This window comes from Paraliobacillus ryukyuensis (assembly GCF_003315295.1).
Lineage (GTDB): Bacteria > Bacillota > Bacilli > Bacillales > Amphibacillaceae > Paraliobacillus > Paraliobacillus ryukyuensis.
Genome location: NZ_QNRI01000007.1, coordinates 25,561 through 45,849, shown reverse-complemented (window position 1 = coordinate 45,849; position 20,289 = coordinate 25,561). Strand labels below are relative to the sequence as shown.

At 35.6% G+C, this 20,289-nt stretch carries 14 protein-coding genes; 11 read left to right on the top strand and 3 right to left on the bottom strand.

From position 1 onward, the window contains the following. Positions 1–5: 5 nt before the first annotated feature. Together DES48_RS10680 and copZ are read left to right on the top strand one after the other, a co-directional pair. Positions 6–2,390, top strand: coding sequence for a heavy metal translocating P-type ATPase (locus DES48_RS10680; protein ID WP_113869098.1), 2,385 nt, complete (start codon positions 6–8; stop codon positions 2,388–2,390). Between the two features lie 27 nt (positions 2,391–2,417). Then, entirely contained in the window at positions 2,418–2,627 is a 210-nt protein-coding gene (gene copZ, locus DES48_RS10675; protein WP_245911408.1) for a copper chaperone CopZ, read from the top strand. Between the two features lie 76 nt (positions 2,628–2,703). Here the strand turns inward: copZ and DES48_RS10670 are convergent, their stop codons facing one another. Then, on the bottom strand, positions 2,704–4,398 hold the full coding sequence (locus DES48_RS10670) for a DUF2207 domain-containing protein (protein ID WP_113869094.1): 1,695 nt from the start codon (positions 4,396–4,398) through the stop codon (positions 2,704–2,706). 151 nt (positions 4,399–4,549) lie between these two features. Here DES48_RS10670 and DES48_RS10665 point away from each other — a divergent pair, with 151 nt between their 5' ends. After that, positions 4,550–5,164, top strand: a complete 615-nt coding sequence (locus tag DES48_RS10665; protein WP_113869092.1) for an NlpC/P60 family protein — start codon at positions 4,550–4,552, stop codon at positions 5,162–5,164. Positions 5,165–7,072: 1,908 nt separating this feature from the next. Here the strand turns inward: DES48_RS10665 and DES48_RS10655 are convergent. Together DES48_RS10655 and DES48_RS10650 are read right to left on the bottom strand one after the other, a co-directional pair. After that, complete coding sequence (locus DES48_RS10655; RefSeq protein WP_113869088.1) at positions 7,073–7,459, bottom strand: nuclease-related domain-containing protein; 387 nt, start codon at positions 7,457–7,459, stop codon at positions 7,073–7,075. A 119-nt stretch (positions 7,460–7,578) separates the two neighbouring features. Further along, on the bottom strand, positions 7,579–8,529 hold the full coding sequence (locus tag DES48_RS10650; protein ID WP_113869086.1) for a calcium/sodium antiporter: 951 nt from the start codon (positions 8,527–8,529) through the stop codon (positions 7,579–7,581). A gap of 760 nt (positions 8,530–9,289) precedes the next feature. Between DES48_RS10650 and DES48_RS10645 the strand changes: the two genes are divergently transcribed. The 8 genes from DES48_RS10645 to DES48_RS10610 all read left to right on the top strand — a co-directional run bounded on the left by DES48_RS10645 (position 9,290) and on the right by DES48_RS10610 (position 20,204). Then, positions 9,290–10,831 (top strand): DUF6583 family protein, encoded by a 1,542-nt coding sequence (locus DES48_RS10645; RefSeq protein WP_113869084.1) that lies wholly within the window; start codon positions 9,290–9,292, stop codon positions 10,829–10,831. 18 nt (positions 10,832–10,849) lie between these two features. After that, complete coding sequence (locus DES48_RS10640) at positions 10,850–12,073, top strand: ABC transporter permease (RefSeq protein ID WP_113869082.1); 1,224 nt, start codon at positions 10,850–10,852, stop codon at positions 12,071–12,073. Continuing rightward, positions 12,070–13,206, top strand: a complete 1,137-nt coding sequence (locus DES48_RS10635; RefSeq protein WP_113869080.1) for an ABC transporter permease — start codon at positions 12,070–12,072, stop codon at positions 13,204–13,206. Before DES48_RS10640 ends, DES48_RS10635 begins: the two co-directional genes overlap by 4 nt. Next, on the top strand, positions 13,199–13,870 hold the full coding sequence (locus tag DES48_RS10630; protein WP_113869078.1) for an ABC transporter ATP-binding protein: 672 nt from the start codon (positions 13,199–13,201) through the stop codon (positions 13,868–13,870). Before DES48_RS10635 ends, DES48_RS10630 begins: the two co-directional genes overlap by 8 nt. Positions 13,871–14,739: 869 nt before the next feature. Beyond that, positions 14,740–16,326: an acyl CoA:acetate/3-ketoacid CoA transferase gene (locus DES48_RS10625; RefSeq protein ID WP_113869076.1), complete on the top strand. Its 1,587-nt coding sequence runs from the start codon at positions 14,740–14,742 to the stop codon at positions 16,324–16,326. 13 nt (positions 16,327–16,339) lie between these two features. Continuing rightward, on the top strand, positions 16,340–17,578 hold the full coding sequence (locus tag DES48_RS10620; protein WP_113869074.1) for an L-lactate MFS transporter: 1,239 nt from the start codon (positions 16,340–16,342) through the stop codon (positions 17,576–17,578). Between the two features lie 28 nt (positions 17,579–17,606). Continuing rightward, the gene (locus DES48_RS10615) at positions 17,607–18,560 is read left to right on the top strand and encodes a nitronate monooxygenase (protein WP_113869072.1); all 954 of its coding nucleotides are present in this window, start codon (positions 17,607–17,609) and stop codon (positions 18,558–18,560) included. A 261-nt stretch (positions 18,561–18,821) separates the two neighbouring features. Beyond that, positions 18,822–20,204, top strand: coding sequence for a sigma-54 interaction domain-containing protein (locus DES48_RS10610; RefSeq protein WP_245911387.1), 1,383 nt, complete (start codon positions 18,822–18,824; stop codon positions 20,202–20,204). Positions 20,205–20,289 lie beyond the last annotated feature (85 nt).

The following is a 20,289-nucleotide window of genomic DNA, read 5'->3' as shown; positions in this document are numbered from 1 at the left end:
CGATCATGACGGAGAGAAACCATATGACCCTTAGTATTATAGGAATGACTTGTGCTGCCTGCTCGAGCCGGATAGAGAAGGTATTAAATAAAATGGATGGTGTCGAAGCGCATGTCAATTTAACCACTGAAAAAGCGACGATTGATTATGATGCTAGCCAAGCTTCCGTGGAGAGTATTACCAAAAAAATTGTCAACATTGGTTACGGCGTTTTAACGGAGAAAACTGAGTTAGATGTCTTCGGCATGACCTGTGCTGCTTGTTCCACACGTATTGAAAAAGTATTAAATAAACAGGCTGGAGTGAAAATAGCTAACGTTAATTTAACAACAGAAGCAGCCTCGGTCGAATATAATCCAGAACTCATTGATACCAAAGGATTAATTGATAAGATTCAAGATATTGGCTATGATGCTAAATTAAAAGTCGAACCAACAGAAAAACAAACGCATAAAGCGAAAGAAATGCGAAACAAAAAAATGAAATTGCTTGTTTCTGCTGTATTAGCAGCACCATTATTATTAACGATGTTTGTCCATTTATTTCAATTACCGATGCCAGTTATTTTGATGAATCCATGGTTCCAATTTGCATTGGCAACACCCGTTCAATTTATCATTGGTTGGCAATTTTATGTAGGAGCGTATAAAAACCTCCGTAATGGTGGTGCAAATATGGATGTACTCGTGGCTTTAGGAACAAGTGCTGCTTATTTTTACAGTTTATATGAAGCTGTCAAAACAATAGGTAATCCTTCATATGACCCGCATTTATATTTTGAAACGAGTGCAGTCTTAATTACGTTAATATTATTTGGTAAATATTTAGAAGCACGCGCGAAAAATCAAACAACGAATGCACTTTCATCCTTATTAAATTTACAAGCAAAAGAAGCACGTGTTATCCGAAATGGTGACGAAAGCATGATCCCTGTTGAAGATGTTGTCGTTGGCGATCACCTCATTGTGAAACCAGGTGAAAAAATACCGGTAGACGGTAAAGTGATGAAAGGAAGAACGTCGGTAGACGAATCAATGATTACCGGTGAATCGATTCCGGTTGAAAAAGAAGTAGATGCAACGTTAATCGGTTCTACCATTAATAAGAATGGTTCCATTGAAATGGAAGCAACCAAAGTAGGGAAAGATACTGCCTTAGCATCAATCGTGAAAATTGTAGAAGATGCGCAAGGCTCTAAAGCGCCGATCCAACGGTTGGCTGATGTGATTTCAGGTTACTTTGTGCCAATCGTGGTAGGGATCGCGGTTTTAACGTTTATCACTTGGATTACGCTTGTTCAACCTGGCCAGTTTGAAACGGCTTTAGTAGCATCGATCGCCGTTTTAGTAATTGCCTGTCCTTGTGCGTTGGGGCTTGCCACACCAACTTCCATTATGGTTGGAACCGGGAAAGCTGCAGCCAATGGCATCTTGTTTAAAGGTGGCGAGCATTTAGAAAAAACGCACCAACTTGAAGCGATTGTACTTGATAAAACAGGTACGATTACCAAAGGGAAACCGGAAGTAACCGACTTTACTGGTGATCAAGAAGCGTTACAATTACTTGCCAGTGCCGAAAAAGGTTCGGAGCACCCACTAGCAGAGGCAATTGTAGCATACGCAACAGAGCAGGGTGTTAATTTTCTTGAAGTAGAAGCATTTGATGCGATTCCTGGCCATGGTATTGAGACCACGATTAATGGCAAGGAAATTTTTGTAGGAAATCGAAAGTTAATGAATGAGCGTAATATCGAAGTTGGTGAAGCAGAACACCAACTGGCGGCGTATGAAATCGAAGGTAAAACAGCAATGTTGATCGCTATTGATGGCGTATTTCGAGGGATTGTTGCTGTGGCTGATACGATTAAAGAGACAGCTCCACAAGCTATTCAGCAATTACAAGCACAAGGCTTAGCAGTAATTATGCTAACTGGTGACAACGATCGTACTGCCCAAGCAATTGCCAAGCAAGTTGGCATAGATCAAGTGATTGCGCAAGTGTTACCAGAAGAAAAAGCAGATCGGGTCAAAGAGATTCAACTGCAAGGTAAGAAAGTAGCAATGGTCGGCGATGGAGTCAATGATGCTCCAGCATTAGCTATCGCAGACATTGGGATTGCCATTGGCACTGGAACAGATGTTGCAATCGAAACAGCAGACGTTACGATTCTTGGCGGGGAATTATTACTGTTACCAAAAGCAATTGCGATTAGTCATGCAACCATTAGAAATATTCGTCAAAATCTTTTCTGGGCTTTTGGATACAATACGGCAGGAATTCCAGTTGCAGCTTTAGGGTTGCTGGCACCATGGGTCGCAGGTGCAGCCATGGCATTAAGCTCTGTGAGCGTTGTTTCTAACTCACTGCGTTTAAAACGCACTAAATTATAAACACAACTATTTAAAGGGGGTGAAAAAATCATGGAAAAAACACTAAATGTACAAGGTATGTCTTGTGGTCATTGCAAAACGGCTGTAGAAGGCGCATTGAACAATCTTGAGGGCGTAACTTCAGCCGACGTTAATTTAGATGCAGGTACAGTAGATGTTGCTTATGATGATGCAAGAGTATCATTTGAAGCAATGAAAGAGGCTGTAGAAGATCAAGGCTATGATGTTGAGGCTTAATGAAAATAACATACTTAATACTACAAAAAGGTTTCGATCAGCAAGTTGTGATCGAAACCTTTTTGATAGTTAGTAATTAAAATGCCCCAGAACCGCCACCACCACCGCCAACTCCTGATCCACCGCCAGAAACACCACCGGTAGAATGCGCGTAGACAGTTGTGTTTGCTTCGTTAAATTCCTCTGTCATCATATTCGAAAGCAAGATAAATACCAGTACCTCATTCGTCTGTATACCCGAATAATTCATCATTGAACTGGATAGCCCTTTGAAAAGACTTTCACTTTTGTTTTTCAATTGTTTATTACCGGTACCAACCGAGTAGATAAAGGCTTGCATTTGTTCATCGTTCAGCCAGTTGTTCCACTCTTTCCAGCTGATTGTGTCGTATGAACTACTAAATGTTTGCCATTGTTGTTTTATTCTTAACCCTTGAACCGTTTTGGGTTGATAAAGAATAGCGAATAGAAGTAGTGCTAAGTTTAGAATGATAGAAGTAGACATCCACATGAAAAGGGAATGGACTCCAAGTGAGATTGTGAAGGGTATAAGTAAGATACTGCTTACCCCTACCGTCCAACGCAATCCTTTTTTCGTTTCGCTTAAATGCTTTTTGTTTACTTCAGCTCGAACAGCCTTAAACCAAGTATCAAAATCTTCACGATATACGCTATGGTTCTCTTTATTCCCTATATAGCTTTCAATATCTTTCAACGTAAAGTGACCATTTTCACCGATTTCATAAAATAACCAATTGATTAGTAATTGCTCATGCTGATGTTCTGTCGATTTATTTACAACAATGAATTCATTTTCCCCGGCTTGTTCTACATATCCTTTTCTCACAAGATCTAGCAAGGAGGCGGAAATCAGTTCTCCACCTGGAGATGATGGATGCATGTAATAGATATTTGCTGGTAGACTCATTTCATTACTTGCTAAGCTTTGCGATAGTGCCGACCTGCGTTGCGCTTCCCATTGCGTTTGTTTTCTTTTGCTCCACGCTTTGAATAATAACACGGATAGGAAAATAAAAAATACAGCAATCACATAAGGTGCTATGGTTTTTAATAATGCTCGTCTATTTTCATAGGCGTGAGCCTGTTCCTCTAGTTTTGTTTGATCAGCTAAAATATCATCACGTATGGTTGTATTATTTATTTCAGTTACACTTGGGAATAAAACTGCATCATAAGCCACTCGAATATCTCCATTTGTACCACTTTCGACTTCACCCATAGCAAAATGGACGACACTATCTGGATCTGATGTATTTGTTTTATACGCTTGATCGTAACCTAAGGTTAGCACTTGCTCAGTTGGCTTAGGTGGGTGAATGTAAATATCCATGCTATGATAAGTTGCCTCATTACTACTATCAAAAAATGGCCAGTAAAACTCTGCCATATCGGTATACACCTCAACACCGTTTTTAATCGTATACGATAAATCAATCGTAATTTTCTGGTCTGAACCCTTGCGATGTATTTTATAAAGATTGTCATCTTGTTCTACGTTTAGTGCTTGATTACTTTCAAAAGCTTGAAAGTTGGTAATTTGAGTGTTTTCTTTTGGGATTAACGTCCGGGTAATACCATTAAAGTCTCCGTCGAATGTATATGTATATTGTTCCGTTACCTTTACATCTCCATTTTCTTGTAAATAACTATGAATTGTTGTTTTATCAATTGAAAAATCAACAGCAAGAACTTGTATCGGTAAAATAAACATAGAAAAAATGAAAGCAAATAGTAGGGTGATTTTTTTCATTATAGTTCACGCTCCTCTGTTTTTTTATACGAATTAAAAATGTGAAAAGTTTCATTATGTATATCAGCAAAGGTACATATTTAATCTTATATATCTAATACTAATCTAAATAATGCTAGTGAAGAATAATAAAAGTGAGGTAAAATAAATCATGAAAAAAATTGTTTGTATGATTCTAGCGGTTTTTATGTTATTGCTAAGTCCGCAAATGGTAGGAGCGGAATACTACGTGAAGCCAGGTGACTCCATGTGGAAAATAGCGCAAAAACATCAAATGAATTATCGGGATTTAATAAGCCTAAACCCACAAATTGCTAATCCAAGTAAGATTGATGTCGGTCAACGAATCAATGTTAGGACGAGTAATCATTTAGCACAAGATATTATTGATTATGCTGTTAGTTTAGAGGAAGTAACAACCTATCAATTAGGAGCAGATTATTCCAGAAGTCCTCGTGTAGCAGATTGTTCCAGTTGGACAAAACACATTTATGAAAAATTTGGTATTTGGCTACCAAGAGTCAGTTGGCAACAAGCTTCGTGGGTTGGTACACCCGTTCCTTTTTACGATAAAAATGGAAATGTAGCATTGAAAAAAGGTGATCTCATGTTCTTTGGTGATAACGGCAAGGTGTCACATGTTGGCATCTACATTGGAGATGGATATTGGATCTCAAACTTAAATTCCAAGAAAGACGTAGTAATCTTATCTATTTGGGGATCATGGAGCTACAATCGATTTCTTTGGGCGCAGCGAGTGATTTAAACGACAAAATATCTTCTGGAATCCGAACAATTATTGAATTGTTCGGATTTTTAATAGGTTCGTAACTTTTGATGATTAAAACTTGAATAATTATAGAATTACGCTGTTCCATTTTGTTATTGAAATCAAACATTTAATGATTTAATATTGCTATAAAATGGAAAGGACGATTTCATGAAAAATATATTTTCTAAAATTACTTTTATCATTAGCTTTTGTGCACTTCTTCTTTTTTCACTGTATATGATTTTGATAGAAAATACTAATTCAAACGCAAGTTATAACGTATTAATACAAAGCAGTGGCATACTCATTCTACTTTCCTTCATCACAATGATAATAGCATTAATCAAACGAGAAACGAGTCTATTGAAATATTTTGGTGTAGCTTTAATATTGCTTTTCTTCCTATCATTTTTTATCATTGGAGCTTTTCTTCTTGATGAGTTCTAAAATTTACTATAGTTTTTTGCCATAAAAGGTATATAGCACAAACCGTAGGCAACGTGATAAGAGATTTATGTCATAAAAGGATATATAGCAAAAACCGCTAGCAGCGAGCTAACAGATTTGTTCCATAAAAAGGTATATAGCACAAACCGCTAGCAGCGAGCTAACAGTTTTGTTCCATAAAAAGGTATATAGCAAAAACCGCTAGCAGCGAGCTAACAGATTTGTTCCATAAAAAGGTATATAGCACAAACCGCTAGCAGCGAGCTAACAGTTTTGTTCCATAAAAAGGTATATAGCACAAACCGCTTGCAGCGAGCTAACAGATTTGTTCCATAAAAAGGTATATAGCAAAAACCGTAGACAGCGAGCTAAGAGATTTATGTCATAAAAGGATATATAGCAAAAACCGTAAACAGCGAGCTAACAGATTTGTGCCATAAAAGGATATATAGCACAAACCGTAGGCAACGTGATAAGAGATTTATGTCATAAAAGGATATATAGCACAAACCGTAGACAGTGAGCTAAGAGATTTATGCCATAAAAGGATATATAGCACAAACCGTATGCAGCAACCTAAGAGATTTATGCTATAAAAGGATATATAGCAAAAACCGTAGACAGCGAGCTAAGAGATTTATGCTATAAAAGGGTTTATAGCGCAAACCGTAGACAGCGAGCTAAGAGATTTATGCCATAAAAGGGTATATAGTACAAACCGTAGACAGCGAGCTAAGAGATTTATGCCATAAAAGGATATATAGTACAAACCGTAGGCAGCGAGCTAAGAGATTTGTTCCATAAAAAGGTATATAGCATAAAACGTAGGCAGTGTCATCTGAGCTTTTCTTAATAAAAAAATATAATGCAGAAATCTCAAGTAACCACATAAGAGATTTCTGCATTAAACAAGTCATCTGTTCTAATTATTGTAATTATCTTTGAATGATAGGTAGTAAGCTCCTTTATTTTTTCCATTAGTATAAAGGTATTTTTGTAGGCAGTATTTAAAGCGATGTTTAGCAACAGGAAGACAGCACCATTCTATTATTTTAGCGGTTGTGATTCGCTGATTTGGAAAAAGGATCATAAATTCTTTTACATTGTGTAAAATAGCTATGGTTACGGATTCGCGTGTACCACATGTATCACAGATGCACATTTTTCCTTTCACGTTTGTGTAAAAATTTCCGCATTGTGGGCAAGGGGTTCCTTTCTTTAATTTATCGTACTGATATTCAGGTGTTTGCGCATAGGGTGATTGTTGTAAACGAATAGACTTCAATTTTTCCGCTAAATGATATTGGGTGGAATCTAATGATTTAGTAGATTGAAAGGAATGAAAGTATTGATTGAGTTGTGTGGGTAAGATAATCCCTTTGTTTCTCGGTGCTTGAAAAATGGTGCATTCAGGATTGATAAAAACGAGATGTGTACAGACGGGGATGTGATAACCTAATTGGCGAAGTAATTGAGAAGCAATGATTCAGTTCGTTTTAATTGTAATAATGGGTCGTCAATTTGTTTTCCAGAAAGTGTGTATAGCTTGTCATTTTCATAATAGTATTCACCAACATAATTCTTAACTTCATAAACATGAAATATATGATCCATGATAATGGCGGTATCCATTTGAAACGCTTTTTTGTTATGGAATAACCACAGATCACGTAGGATAAGATGATTTTGTTTTAGTTGCTCTATTTGTTTGTCAAATGCTATTTCACCAGTGTACCCTTTTGTTAAGCTTTCGTATTTCGTTGTCTCTTCAGAAGATAATGGCTTACGATTTACTAGATAGTCGTAGATAATTAATTCCTTTGTTTTATTTCTTGTTTTCATTAATGTCTCCTTTCATATTCGAATTTACTATATTATACAATCAAAGCTAGCAAACGTCTATTACTATAGAAAAATCCTAATCCGAGCCAATACTTTAGCAGCGTGGATTAGGATTTTTGTTAATTCCTCAAAATAATAAACACCATATAAAAAATGTATGACACAGTCAGTAAAGTTCCTTCTAATCGTCCAATTTTAAAGTTGGTTCTCGAAAATACTAGTAATATAATCGTTAAAATATTCATTACGATGACATCAACAAATATTTTATTTTCAACTGCCAGCGGGGAAATAACCGAGGTTAACCCTAACACAAAAAATAAATTAAAAATATTACTTCCTACAATGTTTCCTAAGGCAATATCTGTTTCTTTTTTTATTGCAGCTGTAATAGAAGTAATCAGTTCAGGTAATGATGTACCGACCGCAACAATGGTTAAACCAACCAACGTTTCACTCATACCAAATGAGATAGCTATTTTAGAAGCATTACTAACCACTAGTTCGCCACCAAAGACAATGGCAGCCAGTCCGACAATGGTATAAAATATATTTTTCCCCCAAGAGGATTTGTCTTGTGGTACAGTTTCTAACTGATTACGACTATTCCGGGCAACTTCGAATATATAATATAAAAAGATAGCAAAAAATAATAATAAAATAATCCCGTCGCTTCGAGTAATGACGTTACTAGCTGATCCCTGTAAGGTTATATCACTCAACAGGATAAGCATGGCAACCCCTGCTAATAGCGTGAAAGGAATTTCTTTTCGAATGGTCTCACTTTCTACTTTCAACGGTAAGATGAGTGCACCAATTCCAACCACTAATGTAATGTTGAATATGTTACTCCCGACAATATTTCCAATAGTTACACCAGCACTTCCTTCCAACGCAGCAACAATACTGACTGTTGCTTCTGGGGCACTGGTCCCGAAAGCCACAATTGTTAGTCCTATTAAAAGCGGTGATACGCGTAATGAAGTTGCAATTTTAGAAGCTCCATCAACAAAAAAGTCGGCACCTTTAATAAGTAAAACGAATCCAATAATTAATAAAATATAGGTCATTAAAATTCCTCCAATACTCGTTGTCATCAACAAAATAAGTAATTTTATTAAAAAAAATTATAATTAAACCGTATTAAGTAGTTTTCCTCCTTTAATCGAGATCTAAACGAGGTAATCTCATAGAATAGAGTAAGAAAGATCATTTTAAAACATAAAAAAACCTTTACCGTAATGGCAAAGGTTTTGAATTTATTAGGCAGTTCTCCCTTTACCAATTAATCGATAAAGGTCTTGCTAACAATGTGTTATCGCCAGAAAAGCCGAGAGTATGATAACTCTGCAATGACGACTTTACTGTTAAAGCTACTCCCCTTTAGGAATATGAAATTGTCGATATAACCGTATCATACCCATCCGCTGTCCAGAAGTCAATCGTTTTTTTTTGGATAGTAGTCCATGTTTTAAAAAAATTTATAAAAATAAGAATATGGAACTATAGGGCAGTAATTAAAATCCAAAAAATAACACAAAATAAAGAAACAGCTTATGTTTAAACGAAAAGATCCGTTACCCGTAATAACTAAAAATTAGTAGTCCAACATTTTCCTTAGAACAATAATCCTAGTTTCTGACAATAAAGATACTAAAAATCCCATATTATCTCGAAATCCATTTGACGCAAAATATAATCAATAGTATAAATAAAAGGTCTAAGATTCACCTTTTATGTCGAATTAACGAATTGTGAGTTAATTTATAGAAAAAATGAATAAGCAATAAAAGGTAAGGTTGAATCAAAAAAAGGGGGAAAAGATTTAAAATGGAGAATGAAAAGAAAAAAATCTCAAAAAAGGTTATCTGGATTATTGCGGCTGTGGCAGTAATTGTAATTGCTGCTGGAGTATCAGCGGCAATGTTATTAACAAAAAATGACAAACAAGCATATTTTAGTGCTGAAATGAACTCATTAAATTTTATGAAAGATGAAGTTGAGGAACGTTACGGTGACGAACTTGATTGGATGGAGCAAACAAAAGAAAAACCAAGTGAAACAACAGTAGAACTATCAGCAAATTACAATGATCCATCTGGTTTTGATTCGACAGGCTTCCAACAGATCATTAATAATGCTTCTGTTACTTTAGTAAATAGTTATGATCCAGAAAATAAAAAAATGATGGTTGATGCGAAAGCGAGTGCAGCAGGTATATCATTAGAAGATATCAAGTTTTACTTATCTGAAGATGAGATGATGTTGTCATTACCATTCCTTGAAAAAGTATTGCAAGTGAAGGAAGATGAATTAGGAAATCTTCTAACTACATTAGACCCAAGCGCTACAACTGGATTAGAAGATATTGAATTTGATCAATTTTTTAATCAAAATGTGATGAGTGATGAGGATATCGAACATTTTAGAGAAGCTTATCTACAGATGATTTATGATGAATTACCAAAAAGTGCGTTTACTTCTGAAGAGGAAACCGTTGAAGTGAATGGTGCATCAGTTAAAGCAACAAAGTTAACGATGCATTTATCTGAAAAACAATTAAAAGGAATTATTGAAAAAGTCATCACGACAGCACAAAACGATGACGTGTTAAAAGAATATATCGAAGAGCAAGCATCTTTAGAACAGTTCGCATATAATGCTTCTGAGGTTGATCAATTGCTTACAGATTTTGATACAGCACTTACTGAAATGAAAGATGGTTTGAGTGATTTCCAAATTCCTAACGGGTTGACTTCAACGTTATGGACAAAAGATAACTTAATTGTTAAACGTGATATGTCAATTGAAATGGCACCGGCCGATGAAGAACTAGTGGCTTTCACTGTTACTGGTACACAACAATTAGAAGATAAAAATCAAACATTCAATTATCAACTTGGTTTTGATGATGGTGTAGAAGCGAAAAGCTTAGCGATTAAAGGTGACCTTTCTTGGAAAGATCAGCAAGCAGATGACAAAATTACTGTCTCAGCTGGGGATATGGAACTTTCCTATACAGGTACAGAGCAAATGAATGATGGTACAAGAGAATTCGATCGTCAGTTTGGCATGAATGACGGTATGCAGAATTTTCGATTAAACTGGACTGGTGATTCTACTTATGAAAAAGAGCAAATGAATGCGCAGCATAACTTCTCTGTTTCAGCAGAAGGAATAACCAAAGATATGTTCGAATTGCAATTAAATAATGAAGCAAAATTAGTTAAAAGCGTCGATTTTGATGCAGGTTCAAAAGAAATACTTAATTTAGGATCTATGAGTGAAACAGAACTGCAAAACTATTTCATGCAAGAGGCTACACCACAATTCCAGCAATGGATGATGAAATTTTACATGGGCGGCTTTTAATGATTGGAAGTGGTTCACATGGCTAATTTAAGCCGAATTGTATTTTTTCTAAAACAATATCAAAAACAAATCCAAAAGAAGTGGAAGTCTCTTCCTCTTCTTTTGGTATTTCCAATCCTTATTATTGGATTAATTTTTTTTATACTCGTATCTTTACTTCTACCGGATGAACAACAATCGATTGAAGTTGGATTAGTCGACTTAGATGAATCAGAAGAAACGACGATGCTCGTTGATCTGATTGATGAAGCATCTTTACTAGGATCGTACATACATATAAAAAAATACACAGCAGAAGAAGCACAATCTGCATTGGATATGGGCACATTAAGTGCTTATGTTACCTTTCCTGAAAATTTCACCACTGATTTGTACCAAGGGGATCCCGTAAAGATCCCGATTATGGGCAATCAAAAACAACCTGTAAAAAGTTACATTATTAAGGAACTACTCAATAGTATGACGCGCTACATAGCTTCAGCTCAAGCAAATATCTTAACCATTAATCAATACGCGAAATCTTTGCCAATGGAAGAAGCGGAACGGCAGGAAATTCTTTTAAACCAATTTAATCAGTTTATGCTGTTTACCCTTTCTAAAGATAATATCATTCAAGAAGAGCAAATAAGTAATCTGACAACCACTTCACCGGTGCAGTATTATTCAATTGCGGGTTGGTTTATTTTGATTACGATTTGGATGCTGTCTATTTATATTTTAATTGGAAAAGAAGATGGGGTAGCCATCCAAAATCGTATGCGGTTATATGGCGTTACTAGATTTCAACAAATGGTATCGCGCATGCTACTTGTTTTCATTTATGGTTTGGTCCTTGGGTTGATTAGTTTATTTGCATTTATAAATCTATTAAAGATTGAATTTTACTTTAGTGATTATCTGCGGGCTGGAATAGTAATCAGTTTATATAGCCTACTGTTGTTACTTGTTTTAGCAGTGATTGAACTTATTTTCACTTCAAAAAAAGTATCGTTACTAGTCCAAATTAGTGTTACAAGTATTGTGCTATTGTTAAGTGGTGCGCTTATTCCCACGCTTTACTTTCCGGAACAGATAAAGGCAATGCTTCCGATTGTGTTTTCCACTGAAGCCTTTCATTGGTTAACAGAACTTGTCCTAAAGGGAAGGTTATTTATTGATGTCATGCCGCTACTATTACTAATGCTTGCTGGTCTAGGCATTTTCACTGGTTGTTCCTTGTGGAAGGAGCGTGCAAAGGGATGAAACAGATTTTTAGCACAAGATGGTTGCATTGGCGAAAGCAATGGTTAAGTCTCATTATTTGGTTATTGCTACCGATTATCGCTACTTTGATGGTTGTTACGATCGCAAACCAATGGCAAGAGGAAACAGTTATTCCAATTGGGCTAGTTGTGGAAGACGATACCACAATGGCTAATGATCTGGTACAAGCCATTTATGATACAGAACTTATTCGTGTACATCAAATGGAAAGAGAACAAGCTTTAACGGAACTCGAACAGCATGAACTAGACAGTGTGTTTGTGATTGAGCAAGGATATATGGACAAGATTAAAACAAATGACCGAAAGAAAGTAATTACTGCTTATGTTTCGGATATGTCGATTGCATATACGCCAGTAAAAGAAGCTATTGCGTCTTATGTACAGCAAGATGCTGGTGCTTCCCGGGCCGCGTATACCCTTGATGCTATGGCAACCCATTATAATACAAAGCCAACTTGGACATGGAATGAAATTGTAGCAACAAGTAATCAAATTAAACAAGAAGAAGCATTGTTGGACACTGATTTTTCGTTTAATCAACAAGCAAAACAGCATCAAGAAAACAAGGCTTTATCGCTTTGGAATGTATGGGGTATTTGGTCAGTATTTGCATTTTTAACGACTTTCTTTCTATTTGATTGGGTAATAAAAGAGAAACAGTCTGCTATTAAAGTGAGGTTATCCTTGCTACCAATTTCTTTTAAAGGGTATCTAGTTCGTAACGGTTTGTTATATGGTGGCTTATTACTTTTATCTGATTTGATAAATATGAGTCTATTGTCCTTGTATACAGGACAAACAATCGACAGGAATCAGGTATTAGCAATTATCGTGTTCAGATTCACAATTTGTTTAGGCGCTTTTTTAATTGCACAGTGCTTTCAAACGAGCTTCTACTACTATGTATCGGTATTGCCACTTACATTAATCATGGCCGTTATTGGTGGGGCTATTATTCCAATTGATGGATTACCAAATAAGTGGGCGTGGATTAGCTATTTTAGTCCTATGCAACAATTGGTAAAAAGTGATAGCTTGACTGTTTGGAGCATTATTTTATTGGTTGTTTTCTTTATATGGTATTGGGGGAAGGGGGAAAAACATGCTTAAGGTAGATAGTTTAGCTAAACATTATGGTTTGAAACAAATATTAGAAGATGTATCTTTTCAAGTAGAACAAGGAGAAGTAGTCGGTCTCGTTGGTGAAAACGGAGCAGGTAAGTCGACTTTGCTGCATTTATTAGCTACTCTAACTGCGCCAGAAACAGGCAGTATTGCTTATCAGGATCTCAACTATCAGAAAAATATCCGAGAGATAAGAAAGAAAATTGGATTCATTCCACAAGACATTGCCATATGGGAAGATTTTTCAGTCAAAGAAAATATGGTTTTCTTTGAACAATTGTCTTGGGTGAAAAAATCTGAGCAGGAACTAAGGCAGTTGTGCCAAGATATGAAGTTAGATGAATGGAAAACAAAAACAAAATCTCTATCTGGCGGAATGAAACGCAAACTTAATATTGCGATTAGCCTGATACATGATCCAGCTATTCTCTTATTAGATGAGCCAACGGTTGGTATTGACTTAAAATCAAGAAGAGAAATAGGAACATATCTATATAATCTAGCAAAAAAACAAGGAAAAATCGTCATCTATACTTCGCATGATATGGAAGAGATTGTAACCTATTGTGATCGTGTGTATTGTATTGGACAGGATCCATTTTATCAAGAATTGCTGGAAGAGAAGGGAATACTAGTGCAAAAGTTATAGCACATCCTTCTCTGTGATTATATACTTTTTCAAAATTTCATGTGGGCGAATATTCATGTAAACGACTATCTGGCGAAATCGGATAGTCGTTTACGAGTTTATAACAATATTTGAGACTTACAGATTAGAAAAACTAACTTGAGAGATCAGAGTAATTTAGCGATTCGTAACCATTTTTCTAATTTCTCTATTTAAGCTTTGGTACTATTTTGATCTACAATATTATGATTTTGTCCAAGACTAATGACAACAATAGCTAAATTATAAAAGTAATAATGCGATAAATCAGTACGCTTTTTTATTCAGTATCCTCCTTCCATTCCTATTTGTTTACATGAATTGTGTTGCTGGACAATAAATACTAACAAATATAATAGCGCTTCTCAAAAAAATAATGGTTTTATAACGTATATCTCTCCTCGTGTCTTAAAAATGCGAATAGTAAATGCACAAAAAAATTTATAATTTATTTTCCAAAACTAAAATAATAAATTAGTCAAAATGATAAAAATGAATCCTTTTATTATTAATCAAATGTAAGTATATGGGTGTGAAATAAGAAAGGAATTAAACAGATCGATTACATGAATTGCAATGATGCAACACGTTTTTTTTGTAGATACACTATCGTAATTGCCATTTAAACAATCGTAAATAGTTGATGTTATCTTTAGTAAAGATAGGTTGATGATTTTTGGGTTTATTGTCGCAAAAATGATACATAAAATATAGATTTAATGGCCTGTTATCTTGCGTATTGACGGATTAAAAATAAGTGATATAGTCTAAGTGAACAATTTCACATGTTAACAGTGAACTTTATTTTTTGAAAAATAATGTGAATTATATCACAATCAGAGGTGTTTAATATGGCAAAAGTTATTTCCGCTGAAAAAGCTGCATCATTAATTAAAGATGGTGATACGATAGCGGCTAGTGGCTTTGGATTATCCTGTTGGGCAGAGGAATTAGGTATTTCCATCGAAGAAAGATTTACACAAACAGGGCATCCCAAAAACTTAACAGTAATGCACGCAAGCGCTGTAGGAAATCGTAAAGATAAGGGAATGAGTCATCTAGGTCATAAAGGATTGGTAAAACGATGGATTGGAGGTATTGCACTCGCGTCTCCTGGTATGGCTAAACTAATTCAAGACGATGCATGTGAAGCGTATAACCTCCCGCAAGGGGTGATTACGCAACTATATCGAGAAATTGCAGCAAAACGTCCTGGAGTAATTACTAAGGTAGGAATGGGAACGTTTGTTGATCCACGTATAGAAGGCGGTAAAATGTCTCCGTCGACGAAAGAGGATATTGTCAAAGTCATTGAGATTGAAAACGAAGAATGGTTGTTTTATAAATCATTTCCAATTCAAGTTGGTTTAATAAGAGGTACGGTCGCAGATGAAAAAGGAAATCTTACCCTTGAAAAAGAAGGCTTGCATATGGAAGTTCTTCCTATTGCTCAAGCAGTACGTAATTCTGGTGGAATAGTTATTGCACAAGTTGAATCGGTTGCAAAAGCTGGATCTCTGAAACCTAAAGATATTCAAGTTCCTGGAATTTTAGTGGATTACCTAGTTGTTTCTAAACCAGAAAATCATTACCAAACAGAAAATACTTATTATCATCCAGCTTTTTCTGGTCACATAAAGGTCCCAGTAGAAGGAATAGAAAAGCTCCCACTTGATGAACGGAAAGTAATAGCAAGAAGATCGGCAGCAGAGCTTGAGCCTGATACTGTTTTAAATTTAGGAGTAGGTATTCCAGTTAATGTATCAACAGTAGCAGCAGAAGAAGGTGTTAGCGATCAGCTAATTTTGACAACAGAAGCCGGTTCTATCGGTGGTATTCCAGCCGGATTAAAAAATTTTGGTCATGCTTATAATGCAGAGGCAATTGTCGATCATGATGCTCAATTTGATTTTTATGATGGAGGAGGCATAGATTTATCTGTTCTTGGATTAGCTCAAACAGATGAATTTGGTAATGTTAATGTTAGTAAGTTTGGTACCAAAGTAGCTGGATGTGGAGGTTTTATTAATATATCTCAAGCTGCTAAGAAATTAGTTTTTGCTGGAACTTTTACTGCCGGGGGGTTAAAGGTAAAAGTAGCTGATGGGAAATTAACAATTCTTCAAGAAGGAAAAGCGAAGAAATTTTTGAAACATGTCCAGCAAATTACTTTTAGTGGGAATTATGCAACGCAAATTAATCAACACGTTATATACGTAACAGAGCGTGCTGTGTTTGAGTTAATAGATGGCAAGCTTACATTAACGGAAATCGCTCCCGGTGTTGATATGCAAACAGATATATTAGATCAAATGGATTTTGATCCGGTCATTTCCCCAGATTTACAACAAATGGACGAGAAAATGTTTATGGAAGAATGGGGAGAATTAAAACGGATCGTAAAAAGCAAAGAAAAAAGAATGACAAAAAAAGTTTAATAACAAAAGGAGGATGACGATGAAAATAAATCGATGGGTAATTCTAATAGCTTCCACCATTATTAATCTATGTGTTGGAGCTGTGTATGCTTTTAGTATTTTTGCTTTACCATTAACGAATGTTTTTAATGCTTCAATGGGTGAAATTATGATGGCATTCACAATAAACGCAGCTATATCGCCAATACCAATGATTTTGGGTGGGAAATTAGTTGATAGAGGCGGTGCGAAAATTGCGATATTTATTGGTGGATCCATGTTTGGGGTTGGTTTTATTCTATCTGGTTTAGCAACTGCTCCTTGGATGCTATACATCACATATGGACTAATTGCTGGAATTGGTCAAGGTATTGTTTACTCTTCTACGATAGGAAATACCGTGAAGCTGTTTCCAGATAAAAGAGGGTTAGGAGCAGGAATTGTAACAGCTGGTTACGGGGGTGGCACAATTGTTATTGCACCAATCGCTAATGCATTAATTGCTAGCATTGGGGTAAATCAAGCATTAGTCACATTAGGGATTGCCTTTTTAGTTATTATCCTTGGTTGTGGTATTTTAGTAAAACCAAGCCCAGTTGGATATGCACCACATGGTTGGAACCCGCCAGTTACTTTGAAAAATAAAGAAGCTATCAATATACCATGGCATGAGATGATTAAGAAGCCATTATTCTATCTTGTTGCATCTATGTTTTTAATTGGCGCATTATCAGGGATGATGGTAACTGCAAATGCTTCAGTAATAGGTCAAACGATGTTTGGATTAACGGCAGCAACAGCAGCGCTCTATGTTAGTTTATATTCCTTTAGTAATTGTATTGGCCGTGTTTTTTGGGGAGCGGTATCGGATAGGATTGGTAGAACGTACTGCCTCATGGTGATTTACTTAGTTATTGCATTAATGATGCTTGTCCTTGCATTCTCCAATTCGGTGCTAGGCTTTGCAGTTGCTATTATTGGAATAGGATTATGTTTTGGGGGAACGATGGGTATCTTTCCATCTATTGTTGGTGAAAAATTTGGTATGAAATATTATGGAGTAAACTATGGTGTTGTATTTATTGGCTATTCTGGCGCAGCATTCTTTGGGCCGAGAATCGCAAATAGTGTGGCAGCTGTCAACAATGGGAATTTTACCAATGCTTTTTATATTGCTCTTTTCATTTCATTAGTAGGATTACTCATTACTTTTATTTATAGAACAATGGAAAATAAGCTACAAAAAACTAATGAGATAACACAAACAGTATAAGGTTCTGAATAATTTAGGAGGTCTTTTTATGAGAATCACAAAAATGTTAGGGATTAAATACCCAATCTTTCAAGGGGCAATGGCGCAAATTGCGTTAGCTCCACTGGTCGGAGCGGTTTCTAATGCGGGTGGATTAGGAATTATTGCTTCAGGTGGATTTTCAGCAGAACAATTACGGGAAGAAATTCAAAAGACTAAAGAAATCACTGATAAGCCTTTTGCAGTGAATTTAATGTTAATGATGCAAAATATTTCAGAATTGGTAGATGTTATTATAGAAGAAGGTGTAAAAATAGTTACTACTGGCGCTGGTACACCAGCACCGTATATGGAAACCTTAAAAAAACATCAAATAGCGGTTATTCCAGTTGTTCCCTCTGTTAAAATTGCAAAGAAAATGGAAGCATTGGGCGCAACAGCAGTAGTAGCAGAAGGAACAGAAGCTGGAGGTCATGTTGGTGAAACAACTACTATGTCTTTACTCCCACAAGTAGTAGATGCTGTTTCTATTCCTGTTATCGCAGCTGGCGGTATTGCGAATGGTAGAGGAATAGCAGCTGCTTATGCACTTGGAGCTCAGGGGGTACAAGTAGGTACACGATTTTTGACTACAGTAGAATGTCCTACACACGATAATTTTAAGCAAGCAGTAGTTGATGCTACAGACACAAGTACAATAGTTACTGGACGTAGTATTGGAGGACCTGTTCGCAGCATAAAGAATAAAATGATTCAAGCGTATCTTGAATTAGAAAATCAAAAAGCATCTCGCGATGAATTAGAAAAACTTTCATTAGGTTCATTAAGGAAAGCAGTATTTGATGGAAATATTGAAGAAGGTTCAGTAATGGCTGGGCAAATATGCGGTATGTGTAATGAGATTACCACCGTTGAGGAAATGATAACGACGATGTTTACGGAAGCAGAAGAAGTCCTTGATCAGATGACTCATTTATCGCTAGTGGAAAAAGAATTAATCTAACTATATGCTACTTTATTAAACTATTGATGGAAGATAGAATCTGTCTACAAAGGAATAAAAACCTATACTAGCGCATAGGAAATAGAGAATACAATATACACACGAACTATAATGACTTCAATTAATCTCTCCTTTCGAAAGGTTATACATTAATGGTCTATAGTTCGTGTATTTGTAATTAAATTAAATATAACTATTTGAGGAAAAAAGTTTTTAGTATGATAGGATTAAGTCAAAGTTAATTGAGACGGAGGAATGATAATGGATAATAAATTTGAATCTCCTGCTAATCCAACTATACAAGAAAATATTCATGATATGCCTTCTGCGTTATTTGTTACAGACGCAAAAGGTAACATTTTAATATCAAATGAATTTACTGCACTAACAGTAGGGATGAGATTGGATGAGTTAATAACACATAACGTGGAAGATTTGGTTCGTTTAGGTTATTATGATGATTCTATAACAATGGAAGCTATTAAAACAAAAAAAAGAGTCTGTCGAACCGTTCATACGAATAAAGGGTTTAGCGTCTTATCTACTGCTACTCCACTCATGTATGAAAATGGTGAAGTACGTCTTGTGATTACTACCTCTTTTGATTACAAAGAAAAATTTTCAAAAAATAATTTGAATCATCATAACTCTGATCGCAATCAAGATGTTATAGATACAGAGAATGGTGAAATTGTTACTGAAAGTTTAGCGATGAAGAATATTATTAATGTATGTAATCAGATAGCATTATTTGACAGTAAGGTATTTATTTATGGCGAATCTGGTACAGGAAAAGAGGTGATTGCCAGATATATTCATAAAAAAAGTAATAGAAAAGACGGTCCTTTTATTTCAATTAATTGTGCTTCTATCTCTCCATCCTTATTCGAATTAGAATTGTTTGGATATGAAAAAGGGAGTTTTGTTGGGGCCACAGATAACAAAATGGGGGTGATTGAAGCAGCCAACGATGGTATTTTGTTTTTAGATGAAATATCAGAAATTCCATTAGATATGCAAGCTAAACTCTTACACGTCATGGAGAGCAGTGAATTAAGAAGAATTGGTGGAGTTAAAAGTTTACCAATAAATTGTCGAATTATTGCTGCCTCAAACAGAGATCTATGGAATATGGTAAGAAAAGGGATGTTTAGAGAAGACTTATTTTATCGAATTAATGTTATCCCCATTCATATTCCCCCTTTGCGAAGCAGACGTTCAGATCTAGTAGGATTGATTTCAACATTTATTGAAGAATTAAATAATAAGTATAACAAGAACTTTGTTTTGCGTGCCGAAGACTTTCAACAAATTATCAACCATAATTGGCCAGGAAATGTTAGAGAATTAAAAAATTATATTGAGCGACTAGTAGTAACCGGACAGACAGATACAGTTCAATATAATGACGAAATAGGAACAGATTGGTTTGCATTTGATTACTTTATTAAAAAAAATCAAGGTCATTTTTCAACTTTAAAGGATTTTACCGCTATTACTGAAGGAAGGTATATCAAACAAGTTTTAGCAGCTTGTAATGATAATGCAACAGAGGCAGCTAACCAATTGGGTGTGCACAGGTCTGTCATTTATCGAAAATTAAATCGAATGAAAGAAATTCTTAAGGAGAATCTATCTGGATAATCGGTGAAAGATTAGGATAGCAAGGAAATAAAAACGAAATTCTCCAAAAAGGGTATATCAGTCTGAAGCTGTCTAAGAGCACTAC